We start from the raw sequence: 12,609 nt of genomic DNA, 5'->3' as shown, positions 1-12,609 counted from the left end.
TTTTTGATACTGAATTAGGTAAAGTTATGTCTACATCATCCGATGCTCCACAGACGGCGGATCTAAATGCGCAAACTGTATCGCAAATTGCAAATTTGGCACGCTTATCGCTAAACGACACGCAATCTGCTGAATATGCTCAAAGTTTAAATAAAATTCTGGGCATGATGGAAAGCTTGAAAGGCATTAATACCGATGATGTTGAGCCTTTGAAAAGCCCATTTGATAACCCACAACCATTACGCACAGATGCAGTTACTGAAAGCAATCACCGTGATGAATATCAAGCGATCGCACCTGCAACCGAAGCTGGTTTATACCTTGTACCTCGTGTAATTGAATAATTTTTATTCAATTAACTTTTATTTTATATTTAGAATGTAAAGAAATTTTTCATATGACAGATTTACATCGCTTATCAATTCGTGAACTTTCTGAAGGCTTAAAACAAGCCCAATTTTCATCACGTGAATTGACTGAACATTATTTAAAACGTATCGCCAAAATTGACGCAAAAGTAAAAAGTTATGTGACGGTGACCGCAGAGCAAGCCTTGGTAGAGGCGGATGTGGCTGATGCAGCAATCAAATCAGGCAATGCACATGCGTTGGCAGGTATTCCACTTGCACATAAAGATATTTTTTGTACCCAAGGTATTAAAACCACAGCTGGTTCAAAAATGCTGGACAATTTCATTTCACCTTATGATGCAACCGTGGTTGCCAAGGCTAAAGCCGCAGGTCTTGTGACTTTAGGTAAGGTGAATATGGATGAATTCGCGATGGGTTCAACCTCTGAAAGCTCTTACTTTGGTGCAACCGGCAACCCGTGGGCCTTAGATCATGTCCCGGGTGGTTCATCAGGTGGCTCTGCTGCAGCTGTAGCGGCTGATCTTGCGCCGATCGCAACAGGCACAGACACAGGCGGTTCAATTCGCCAACCGGCTTCATTCTGTGGCTTAACGGGCTTAAAACCGACCTATGGCCGTGTATCGCGCTTCGGTATGATTGCCTATGCCTCATCATTGGATCAAGGCGGTCCAATGGCACGTTCAGCAGAAGACTGTGCGTATTTAATGAATGTGATTGCAGGTCATGATGCCAAAGACTCAACTTCAGTAGACAAAGAAGTGGATGATTACGTGGCTAACCTGAACGGCACAGCGGTGAAAGGTTTACGCATTGGTATTCCAAAGCAATACTTCAATGTCGCTGGTTTAGATGCAGACGTAAAAGCACGTGTTGAAGAGTCATTGAAAAAACTTGAAGAAATGGGCGCGACTTTGGTTGAGATTGATCTCAACATGACTGAAGCCTACGTTCCGACTTACTATTTGATCGCACCTGCGGAAGCGTCATCAAACTTGTCACGTTACGATGGTGTTCGTTATGGCTACCGTTGTGAAAATCCAAAAGACATTTTAGACCTCTACAAACGTTCACGTTCAGAGGGTTTTGGTGCTGAAGTACAACGCCGTATTTTGATCGGTACTTATGCGCTGTCTGCAGGTTACTACGATGCTTACTATGTGAAAGCACAGAAAGTACGTCGTTTAATCCAACAAGACTTCCTCAAAGCATTTGAAAATGTCGATGTGATTGCAGCGCCATCTGCACCAACGACTGCGTACAAAATCGGTGCGAACCTCAGTCCAACTGAAATGTACTTAGGCGATATCTATACGCTTGCTGTGAACTTAGCGGGTCTACCAGCCATCAACGCTCCTGTTGGTTTCGATAAAGACAGCTTACCAGTCGGTTTACAGTTAATTGGTAACTATTGGTCTGAATCACAATTGCTTTCAATTGTGCATCAATATCAACAAAACACAGACTGGCATACCAAACGTGCGGCAATTGCTGAGGAGAATGCATAATGGCTGAAGCTCAAAAGTTAAAGTTAATTGACGGTTGGGAAGTCGTTATCGGGATTGAAATCCACACTCAGCTTGCAACCAAATCTAAAATTTTCTCGGGTTCATCAACTGAATTTGGCCAAGACCCAAATACACAAGCCAGCCTTGTTGATTTGGCGATGCCGGGTGTATTGCCTGTATTGAATGCCGAAGTTGTTGACTTAGCCATTCGCTTTGGCTTGGGTATCGATGCGTATATCGATCAAGCATCCGTATTTGCACGTAAAAACTACTTCTACCCAGACTCCCCGAAAGGCTATCAGATCAGCCAAATGGACAACCCAATTGTCGGCTTGGGTCATATCGACATCCAACTTGAGGATGGCACTGTAAAACGCATCGGCGTGACCCGTGCTCATCTTGAAGAAGATGCTGGTAAATCGATCCATGACCAATTCGAAGGGATGTCAGGGATTGACTTAAACCGTGCAGGTACACCATTGCTTGAGATCGTTTCTGAACCTGATATGCGTTCGGTTGAAGAAGCAGTTGCTTATATCAAAGCCATTCACACCCTAGTGCGTTGGTTAGGTATCTCTGACGGGAACATGGCTGAAGGCTCTTTCCGTGCTGACTGTAACGTATCATTGCGTCGCCCAGGTCAACCTTTCGGTACACGCTGCGAGTTAAAAAACCTCAACTCATTCCGTTTCATTGAGCAAGCGATCAATGTTGAAATTGAGCGTCAAATGGAAATCTTGGAATACGGCGGCGAGATTGATCAAGAGACTCGTTTGTTCGATCCAAACAAGATGGAAACTCGCTCAATGCGTTCAAAAGAAGAAGCGAACGACTATCGTTACTTCCCTGACCCTGACTTGTTACCAGTGATCATTTCAAATGAGCAAATCGAAGCGGCACGCGCTGCCCTGCCAGAATTGCCAGCTGCACGTCGTGAGCGCTTTATTGCTGACTTCGGTGTGACTGAATACGATGCACATGTATTGACGCTGTCACGCGAAATGGCGGACTTCTACGAAGCGGTTGTGGCTGCCGCAGGTGGTGCGAAGCAAGGTAAAGTTTCAGCAAACTGGGTGATGGGTGAATTCTCAGGTGCTTTAAACAAAGCAGGCCTAGATTTAGCAGACTCTCCTGTTTCTGCTGAGCAATTGGGTGGCATGATCGCACGTATTGTGGATAACACCATTAACGGCAAAATCGCGAAGCAAGTATTTGGCTTTATGTGGGAAGCAGAAGGAAAATCTGCGGATGACATTATTGCTGAGAAAGGCTTAAAGCAAGAAACCGATACAGGTGCGATTGAAGCGATTATCAAAGAAGTACTTGCAGCCAATGAAAAAATGGTTGAAGAGTACAAGTCTGGTAAAGAAAAAGCCTTTAACGGTCTTGTTGGTCAAGTCATGAAAGCTGCTAAAGGTAAAGCTAACCCTGCACAAGTGAATGAATTGATGAAGAAATTGATTGGTTGATTCAACTAGTTAAATCAATAAAAAGCCTCGATAAATCGAGGCTTTTTTGTATAATGTTTTTCATTGCAAAAAACCAATAGGTAGAGATGGAATTTATAAACCCTATATCAACAATCATTGCAGTAATTGTTGCTATTTTTTCTATACCAAAGTCCTTACATTCTATCAATGAATTTAGACGAAAAAAATTTAAAGATGAGTTGGAAAACTATAAAGAATATTTTGAAAAATTTTATAATTGTGAAAAGAATATTTATCCTAAATTACTACAAGATAAAGCAGCTCAAAATATTACTAGAACACAAGAAACAAGTGCATACTTAGTGAATTACTTTATTAATTTGCACGAAAAAAATCTTGTTAATTTTGATAAAGTCACTGAACATTATCATTGGGGTAATCGCTTCATCCTCATCGAGGATCAAGGCTCAACTATAATTTTCAAGCCAAAAAGATTTTTATCAAAGAGGGTTTGTTCAATAAATTATTTTTTATATGCTTTTTTTATAGGTATTGGTATCTTTATTTTTTTAGGAAAAATAGATTTATTCAATGCAGAATGGTTGAATAATTTTTTTGGTATCGCAAATTTAATTTTAGGGATAGCATGTTTAAGAACTGCGGATGATATGCATGAAGCACTAAAATTCTTAAAATTAATAAATCTCCCTACAAGAGAACTATCTACTAGAGATGAAAAATTAAACTCTCCTACAGAGAGCAATAATTAATAAAATAATCATAGTTTTTGATAGGAAATAGTATTCATATCTTAGTCCAAAGTTCAGTGCGTATCTTTATCTTTAGAAATATTTAGGTATACATCTGCTTGATTCTTTGTGCACTACCTAAAGTTGCGGCAATTTTTATTAAACCGATATAAGATAAAAAAATTTCTGAATCAGCAAAATAATTCGGATAAGCCTCTTTTAAACCTCCTATTGCATTTGTTGAAAGAAGTGCAACAATCCACTTTTTATCTTTAGATAATAATTGTTCATATTGACTATATCTTTGAGACGCAAGAGTTTGTTCTGATTTTTTAAAAAACTCATCCTCGATTTTACCTGTCTGTACATTAAGCCTTATCAGTACCAAACCTTCTGTGTATTTTTTAGCGACAATACCTTTATTCAGATCATTCAAGGAAGTACAATATGCTGAGAATTGTTTCTCAACTGTAATTGTACCATCTCCTCTATCTACAAAACTTTTAATACTTACACATTGCCTTATCAATTGCTGGTTTTGAACCACTTTAGTTAAATACTCTTTAGTTAATTGAGCTTTGTTGTCAGAAATAAAACCTTGTAGATTTTCAATTATCTGAAACTGATCACTTACATCTTTAAAAAATTTTTTATAATCATAAAAACCATCATCACTTTTTAAATTTTGTCCAGTAAATATATCGACTATTTCTAGCGTCGTAGCCCAACTATGTTGAAGCTTTGTTCTTATCTGAAACTCAATTTTTCTTTCATCACTTGATTCATTGTTAAACTTCCCAACAATATGTAGACTCCTATATCCATCAGTTTTTGGATGTAGAATATAATTATCCATTTTGATAAACTTACTACCATTATAGAAACAATATTCATTAGCTAATATTTTATAAATAGAGTCTACTTGCTTTAGGTTTGAAACAACAACTCTTACGCCCCCAATATCTTGCATATTTTTTAATTGCATTCCATCAAAGCGTTTAAGTTTTCTTTTTATTGATTCAAAGCGCTTTAAACGCTTTGCTATAAAGGCTTTTTTATCAATCCTATGTATGAAACGATTCAGCAGTTCATGTGCTGAGTTCAAAGGCATAATATGGCTATCTCTCCAATAAGTTAGAATTTCCATTGTTTGATCTAACAATTTAGGATCATCTAATAACCCATCATTGATTAAAGCTTCACCTGCACGAATTACATCTTTTTTAGAAAAGGCCATAAGAGTGATAGTTGGTTTTTTTCTTATCTTATTAGAATGCATAATTTTATTCCATTTTTATAGCACGAAAATAGCTCACACTTTAATCAATCGAATTACAAACTACCTTAGTCTACATTGCTAAAATTAAACCACGTATTTATATAACTTGAATTAGTATTTTATGCCCAATAAATAGAATACTGTATTAGATTTACATGCTAATTGCTTTGAAATTAGATAAACTTTATTTAACTAAAACATCAAAAAGTCGTTACCAACTTGTTTCAACATACCAATAACGACTTCTCTTATATAGTTCTCAATTATTTTTAGAGACTGTTAAACTCTCTACTGCCCTCTTAACACACCCAACTTATTCCAAATATCAGGTGTCAAAAAAGTCGTGACCAATTTATTTAAATCAATATAACGTAACGTGCCTTGCAACTGCTGTCTAACCGCTGGATCTTTTACAATATCCTCACCCGCACTCTGACCTAACTGCTGAAAAGCCTCACCAACAGCTTGAATCCCCTCAGCCTGAATCACCGCCTTAGTCTGAGTCGAACACTGCTCCACAATCACACGCTGTAAAACTTGTGCCAATTTCTGATCCAGCTGATTCTTTTGCTCAGGTGTAACGCTACTAAAACTCTTTAAATCAGGATGTGCCGCTAAAGCCGTAAATGTCCATTGCAATACCGTGGTTTTATCGGCTGCCGTGGTCGCTTTAACTAAACAATCACTGAGTTGATCAACTGTAGGTCCTGCCATCGCCACTTGCGTTGTACCCAAAACAGCCGCAGCCATCAACACAGAACGACTTAAACGAGAAAATTTACCTAGGGGAGAAATATAAACACGAGACATAAGCACAAGTTCCAAAAAGCAATCAGCTTCTTTGTACCATAGCCATAGTATGCTCATCAGTGTGACTGTGTAACGGTAGGTATCATTTCACAACAGCTTCGATCAAATCTAACTCCCATACCCCACCAGCGGCTAATCCCTTACACATACCCGTCCACATATCTTTGGTTTGGACAAACTTTTGACCATCCCACACCCATTCCGAACTCGACCAGCAATCCCCAATCCCTCGACCTTTTTGCGAACTGCTAATCACACCCTCATTAAAATATGATGCAGCTTCAGTCACAAACGTCGCTTTACCCTTTAAGGATTCATCCAATACCCATGCACCATAACCCTCGTTATAGGCTGCACGCCAACACAGACTCATTGCCAATACTTTTTTATTGCTCAGTTTATAAAGTGCGATCGGCTGAGGTTTTGTACCGCCACTGGTATAGTCATATACACCGTCACAAAAATGCTCATCTCTCGCCGAAAATGATGCAGTCATTAATTGTGAGTAAAGCGACTGAAATTGCTTATTTTTAGGTTGCAGAACTAGGTAAGGCTTTGCAGCCGTTTTAACATGTTTCACTACGATTTTAGGACGAGCTGCCAACACCTTTGACTCGTCTGCTTTACCTTTTTTTACCAGTGCACCGACTGTACCAACACGTTTCTGAAAGTCATCCATTTTTAATAATGTAGCCGTCATTCCTGCATCAGAAATTCGCCATTGGAAAGCTGAGTTTTTAAATACAATCTCATTTTTCTGTTTAGACTGTTGTAATAAGGCATTCACTTGTTGGGTAGATAATTTCCCCATCAAAGGTGCTTCCTTCGTATTGACACCGACTGGACCTAAGTCTTTTCCATTGACATAAAAATGAATATTTCGGAGTCGATGGGCTGGAATAGGACTTTCATCATAAAGCGACAACGCATATTCAGCATTTACAACTTGCTTCGCTCCTGCATGGCGCGTTAATAAAAGCGATGCAGGGTTTTCACTTCCATCTAAAGCTTGATAACCTGCAGCACGACATGTCCCAGTATTACTACAATAGATTTCCCAATCTTGATGTGAAAATGAAACCCCTTTCATCTCCTGCGCAATTGCAAAAGAACTGATCACAAATAAGCAACAGGTTGAAAGTATATTTTTTAGCATTGATATTTCTCTTTGTTATTTAAATTGGCTTAAGTCGTGATTCTTTTTCATTTTTGATATTAAGTGAATGAAAATCTTATGCGCTCAAACCTAAAACCATTTTATTTCAACCCCAAAAACTCATCACAAAAACCACCAACCGCTTTCGTTTTATAGACGATTGGTCGATGACGCCCAACTTTCAACTCATGTCCTTTTTCAAGAATAATACCATTGGCATCGGTATATACCGTAATCATACAAGTGTAATATGTCGGTGTGTTATAGCCTTTATCTCGATATTGCCCCTGATAAATAGGTGTTGCAGCGACACCATTTCCTGCAGGCGTTACACCAACCATTGAACTCCCAACATATTCTGTACCAGTTTTAACAAACCGATCTCGCGCATACTTTTGGATCGTCCACGTATGCATATAGACTTTATCTTTTGCCAGCATATCTTGTACTGAACTATTTGGACGTCCGATTTGAGCAACAAGATCATTTAAAGGATGCCCAACCATGTTTTGAAGTAAGGTTTTAGTTTTTTTATCTTCAACATTACCGATTAACTTTCCCACTGGTGAACCCGCACAGCCGGAAAGCATCAAACTGCTATAAATTAAACAGATCATCTTAAATGCACTTTTCATATCACTCCCTCCTTAATCAAAACGCACGCATACACATCATTTTTATCTTATTCAGTATGCGCCTAATTTGCTTACACCTTAAAACTATACCTTAAAAAAGAATATTAATGCTTAATAATTCCTTTTAAGCAGATCTAGAAAATGTTCTATGCGTACACTCTTTTGCTTGGCTCGGTATATCGCATATATGGGAGCGATACTAGGTTGATCCGCTACAAGCGGACGATACACAACCTGCTTATTCCAAAAACCTTGAATCGATGCTGGAACAATCGAAAGCCCAATCCCTGCTGCAATCAAATTCAGACTTGACGTTAAACGTGGTGCTTCCTGCACGATATTGGGACTAAAACCAGCTTGATAACAATTTGCCAAAATATTATCAAACAAGTCTTGTCCACCTAAACGGCGATATAACACAAACTCATAAGCTTCTAAGTCAGGCAAATGAATTGCTCCACTTTCTTCTGCCAAAGGGTGGTTGCTCGGCAAAGCCACGATGAGTGGTTCATCGAGCACATAAAAACTATGCAAATCAGCATGAATAGGAGCAGGTTTACGTAAAAAGGCGATATCTAATTTTTCGTTGATCACAGCATCTACCAAAGAGCTACTGCTGTCTTCTTCTAAATGAATCGCCACAGCAGAAAATCGCTCCCGATACTGGCGCAATAGTGCAGGTAAAAAAGGATGCAGTCCTACAGAATGAGTGAATCCAATATTGATCTGTCCCTCCTTTCCTTGTGCAATATTACGTACTCTTTGAGGGATGGAGTCAGCATGATCCAAAATCGTGATTGCCTCTTGGTATAAGGCTTTACCTGCTTCAGTCACCTCTACACCGCGTGGTAGACGTTTAAGCAATACCGTATCTAAATCTTTCTCTAAGCTTTTAATAAGTCGCGTCAATGGCGGTTGCTGTATATGCAAGCGCACAGCAGCCTTGGAAATATTACTTTCCTCCACCACAGCAATAAATGCCTTGAGTTTATGAATATCAATCATACATACCTTAAGAGTATAGATAAGGAGAAATAAAGCATTTGTAAATATACCACTATTCCACCATCCTATCATGAGTCAGATTGATGAGGATAATCCCCAATGAAAGCTCAAGTCATATCCGTAGCGAATCTAACACAATCAAGTACCCCAGATTGTAAAGCGCTATTTATGGGATTTATGAGACTGGGCTTAATGGGATTTGGCGGAGTCTTACCACTGGCGCAAAGGGTGATCGTTGAAGAGCAAAAATGGATTGACCTAAACAAATTTACCGACCTACTCGGAATCTGTCAGATCTTACCCGGCGGCAATATCATTAACATGGCCGTTGCGATTGGAATGGAGTTTCAAGGCATTAAAGGCGCAATCAGTGCATTATTAGGTCTGATTTCTGCTCCAACAGTGATTGTCTTGCTAATTTATCAAACCTACGTGCATTTCCAGCATTTATCGAGCGTCAAGCATTTAATCCAAGGTTTAGCCGCTGCTGCTGCAGGCTTACTTTTTGCAACAGGTTTACGCATGCTGCAGCCCATTTTTAAAAGTTATCTCACCCTGATCACGATTGCGCTGACCGCAGTTTTCATGCTTTGGATCAAACTGCCATTAATCCTCACTCTCATCCTTTTACTGGCAATGAATATGTTGATCTTAGGAGTGAAAAAATCATGATATTGCTTACGCTCGCAATGGTATTTACTCAGCTTTCTATCGTTGCTTTTGGTGGAGGAAATGCAATCTTGCCGGAAATGCAGCATCAAGTTGTCACTGTACATCAATGGATGACAGCAGAGCAATTTAGCTCCTTATTTGCGATGGCGCAGGCAGCCCCCGGTCCCAATATGATGATTGTCCCTTTGGTGGGTTGGCATGTTGCAGGACCAGCAGGACTACTTGCAACCTCGATTGCCAAGTTTGGTCCATCTTCTGTCTTAACCATCTATGCACTGAAGTTTTGGCAACGTTTTAAAGATCATCCTCTACGAGCACGCTTTGAACAAGCACTGAGACCAATTACAGTCGGTTTGGTGTTGGTCAGCGCATGGCTGATTGCCGATGCATCTGTACAAAATATCTTGCTCGTTTTGATTGTGATTTTGACCGCAGTTCTAGGGTTATTTAAGAAGATACATCCTTTATGGGTCATGGTATTGGGTGCAGGATTAGGTGTTTGCTTCCTATAAATTCTCATAAAAAAAGACCTGTATTTCATCAATAAAGGTCTTCACTATCAGATTTACTCTTTATTTCTCTAATGTAGACTCAAAAGCCTTGAGACGTTTATGAATCGACATTAACTCAATAATCGTTGGCCATGAACTAATCAAATATTGGAATGAACTACGTACCTGATTAAAGACATTTAAAATTTGCATCATCAATCCTAAGGTAATTGCACCCGCAGCAATCGATGGAAATAAAATAAAGAGTCCATAAATATTATCTAACTGCAAATACCAAATACGCACTAAATTAAAGTAGGCATAATGGAAATATAAACGAAAATAATTTTGACGTACTTTGGAAAAAAGCTGTTTGAGTGTCTGCGGTTGTGCCCGATCATGCTGATCTTCCCCATAAACTAATTCTTTACGGAAGGCCGCTTCTACTTTTTGATTATTAAATTCTAAACCTGGTAACTTATAACCAACAACCATCAATACAACTGTACCCAACACTGCCCAACCGATTGCAGCAATCATAAGTGCATGTGGAATTTCTCCAACAATAGGTAACTCTTTTACATGTACAGATAATTGTACCAAGATCGGTAAAAAAGCAATCAAGGTTAAAAGTGCTTCGACGAGGTTAACCCCAAGTGTTTCCGTCGTCTTCGCAAAACGCATCGTATCCTCTTGAATACGCTGTGAAGCTCCCTCAATATGTCTTAATCGCTCCCAATGTGAGGTATAAAAATCATTCATCGCTGTACGCCAACGAAAAACATAATGGCTCACAAAGAACAAATTAAACACAGCAAAAGTCACATAAACCATTGCAATATACAGGAAGGTCATGACACCTGAATAGAGCTCTTGTACATTACCACCACCACTAGATAACATGGTTTGAATGAGATTATAGAATGGGTTATACCACGCATTAATCACGACACTGACTTGTACTCCAAACCAGATATTAAACAAAATAAATGCCGAACCCCAGACTGACCAGCGCTGCCACTTATTGTCTGAGAAAAATCGCCAAAAACCAGCAAATAATGCTGTCGCCACAAAAAACCAAAGGTAGAACCACAGAAATGTTGGAGACCAAAAACGACTCACATCAATAGGCAAAGCTGCCTCATGATATCCCTCTGAAAAGCCAAGATATGTCCCCCATTCTTTTCCACCTGAATACCATAACAACATGTTAATGATGACCCACAGTAACAATGAAGCAAAAAAATAACGTGGATTTGGGAAAAAAGATTTAAACATCGTACTGAACTATCCTTGTGGTGCTGCAATAGACGGATGGTTGTATGCTATAACCTCAAACTTAAATCAGTCTGATGGATTGCTAATGTAGTTATTTACCTGTTTTTTCATTATTTTCATAGCGTTTTATCAGGCATTTTTTATTGTTTTGATCACTATAGGGAAAATCTTTCGATCTTTTTCTTCCCCCATCATCCGAGACTAAGGTAATAGCGCATTCACACGTTCTTTTGAATAATGCTTGGTTTGAATTGCCAACTGAATATCTGCAAGTTTATTTTGCGCAGCATCAACGCCAGCTTGCATGGTGATTTCACGACCTTTCACATCAAAAATATGAACTTTCTCACGTAGGTCTGGCTGAATCACAATATCTGCGTATTTAAGTTCTTCTTCTGCCAATCGTCCCTGCATGATATTGATATTTTGGTTAAAAAGCCCCCAAACATTGGTCGTTTCTGTATGGACGGGTTGCGCCAAAATATCCACCGCAATGACAATATCCGCCCCCAAATCTCGTGCAACTTGAACAGGTACAGGACTTACCAAACCACCATCAACATATTCGTTGTGACCAATTTTGATCGGAACAAACATACTTGGAATCGAAGCCGAAGCACGTACTGCCTGCCCAGTGTTGCCATAATTAAAGACAGTTTTAGTTCCTTCTTTCAGTTCAGTTGCGACCACATACATCGGGATCTTAAGGCGCTGTAATGGTGTATTTTGGACTTGCTCATTGACATAATCCTCAACTTTTTTCCCATCGAAGAAACCTTTTAAACTGACACTCACATCACGTACATCATTGGCTTTTAATTTGAGTGCAATCTCACGTAACTCAGCAGCACTTTTTCCACTGGCATAGATTGAACCTACAATACTTCCAGCACTGGTTCCTACGATTAAATCAGGACGAATGCCATGTTGCTCTAACACCTCAATCACACCAATATGTGCATAACCTCGCGCACCGCCACTGCCTAAAACCAATGCGACGACAGGGCGTTTTTGTTGTTTAATTTGAGCAAAGGGTTGTTCTACAACACGCGTTTGAGCGTCTTCCACAACTGGAGATATATGTGCAGTTGTTTGACAACCAACCAAGGTTATCATCAGTATAACAAACATCCATAATCCAAGCTGTTTCATACGCAATCTGGGCCATTTCCACGCAATTTCCGAGCAAATTTTAACGGCTCGATTGTGAAAATACTGTAGCAATTTT

The 12,609-nt window shown here is 39.3% G+C and carries 13 protein-coding genes; 6 read left to right on the top strand and 7 right to left on the bottom strand.

The annotated features are described in order from the left end of the window. Window positions 1-26: 26 nt before the first annotated feature. From gatC to F2A31_RS03525, 4 genes are all read left to right on the top strand, one after another. Window positions 27-344, top strand: a complete 318-nt coding sequence (gatC, locus tag F2A31_RS03540; protein WP_005083137.1) for an Asp-tRNA(Asn)/Glu-tRNA(Gln) amidotransferase subunit GatC — start codon at window positions 27-29, stop codon at window positions 342-344. 53 nt (window positions 345-397) lie between these two features. Next, a complete protein-coding gene (gene gatA / locus F2A31_RS03535) occupies window positions 398-1,876 on the top strand; it encodes an Asp-tRNA(Asn)/Glu-tRNA(Gln) amidotransferase subunit GatA (RefSeq protein WP_150025208.1) in 1,479 nt (492 codons plus the stop codon). Next, window positions 1,876-3,345 (top strand): Asp-tRNA(Asn)/Glu-tRNA(Gln) amidotransferase subunit GatB, encoded by a 1,470-nt coding sequence (gene gatB, locus F2A31_RS03530; protein WP_099949067.1) that lies wholly within the window; start codon window positions 1,876-1,878, stop codon window positions 3,343-3,345. Before gatA ends, gatB begins: the two co-directional genes overlap by 1 nt. 86 nt (window positions 3,346-3,431) lie before the next feature. After that, a complete protein-coding gene (locus tag F2A31_RS03525; RefSeq protein WP_150025206.1) occupies window positions 3,432-4,076 on the top strand; it encodes a hypothetical protein in 645 nt (214 codons plus the stop codon). 82 nt (window positions 4,077-4,158) lie between these two features. Here the strand turns inward: F2A31_RS03525 and F2A31_RS03520 are convergent, their stop codons facing one another. The 5 genes from F2A31_RS03520 to F2A31_RS03500 all read right to left on the bottom strand — a co-directional run bounded on the left by F2A31_RS03520 (window position 4,159) and on the right by F2A31_RS03500 (window position 8,940). Then, window positions 4,159-5,334 (bottom strand): RelA/SpoT domain-containing protein, encoded by a 1,176-nt coding sequence (locus F2A31_RS03520; RefSeq protein WP_150025204.1) that lies wholly within the window; start codon window positions 5,332-5,334, stop codon window positions 4,159-4,161. 288 nt (window positions 5,335-5,622) lie between these two features. Beyond that, window positions 5,623-6,144 (bottom strand): hypothetical protein, encoded by a 522-nt coding sequence (locus F2A31_RS03515; protein ID WP_150025203.1) that lies wholly within the window; start codon window positions 6,142-6,144, stop codon window positions 5,623-5,625. A gap of 82 nt (window positions 6,145-6,226) precedes the next feature. Beyond that, the gene (locus F2A31_RS03510) at window positions 6,227-7,300 is read right to left on the bottom strand and encodes a DUF1176 domain-containing protein (protein ID WP_150025201.1); all 1,074 of its coding nucleotides are present in this window, start codon (window positions 7,298-7,300) and stop codon (window positions 6,227-6,229) included. A gap of 101 nt (window positions 7,301-7,401) precedes the next feature. After that, a complete protein-coding gene (locus tag F2A31_RS03505; RefSeq protein WP_150025199.1) occupies window positions 7,402-7,935 on the bottom strand; it encodes a hypothetical protein in 534 nt (177 codons plus the stop codon). A 111-nt stretch (window positions 7,936-8,046) separates the two neighbouring features. Then, on the bottom strand, window positions 8,047-8,940 hold the full coding sequence (locus tag F2A31_RS03500; RefSeq protein ID WP_150025198.1) for a LysR family transcriptional regulator: 894 nt from the start codon (window positions 8,938-8,940) through the stop codon (window positions 8,047-8,049). Between the two features lie 99 nt (window positions 8,941-9,039). On the opposite strand from F2A31_RS03500, the gene F2A31_RS03495 reads away from it, so the two are divergent. Beyond that, window positions 9,040-9,612 carry a chromate transporter gene (locus F2A31_RS03495; RefSeq protein WP_150025197.1) on the top strand — a complete coding sequence of 191 codons (573 nt, stop codon included), beginning with the start codon at window positions 9,040-9,042 and terminating at the stop codon, window positions 9,610-9,612. Further along, window positions 9,609-10,124: a chromate transporter gene (locus F2A31_RS03490; RefSeq protein ID WP_113996759.1), complete on the top strand. Its 516-nt coding sequence runs from the start codon at window positions 9,609-9,611 to the stop codon at window positions 10,122-10,124. The genes F2A31_RS03495 and F2A31_RS03490 overlap by 4 nt, the downstream gene beginning before the upstream one ends. A gap of 60 nt (window positions 10,125-10,184) precedes the next feature. Here the strand turns inward: F2A31_RS03490 and sbmA are convergent, their stop codons facing one another. Further along, window positions 10,185-11,381 (bottom strand): peptide antibiotic transporter SbmA, encoded by a 1,197-nt coding sequence (sbmA, locus tag F2A31_RS03485; protein WP_150025195.1) that lies wholly within the window; start codon window positions 11,379-11,381, stop codon window positions 10,185-10,187. 201 nt (window positions 11,382-11,582) lie between these two features. Next, the gene (locus F2A31_RS03480) at window positions 11,583-12,533 is read right to left on the bottom strand and encodes a patatin-like phospholipase family protein (RefSeq protein WP_150025193.1); all 951 of its coding nucleotides are present in this window, start codon (window positions 12,531-12,533) and stop codon (window positions 11,583-11,585) included. Between the last annotated feature and the right edge of the window lie 76 nt (window positions 12,534-12,609).

This window comes from Acinetobacter suaedae (assembly GCF_008630915.1).
Classification (GTDB): domain Bacteria; phylum Pseudomonadota; class Gammaproteobacteria; order Pseudomonadales; family Moraxellaceae; genus Acinetobacter; species Acinetobacter suaedae.
This window is presented reverse-complemented; position numbering and strand designations above follow the sequence as displayed.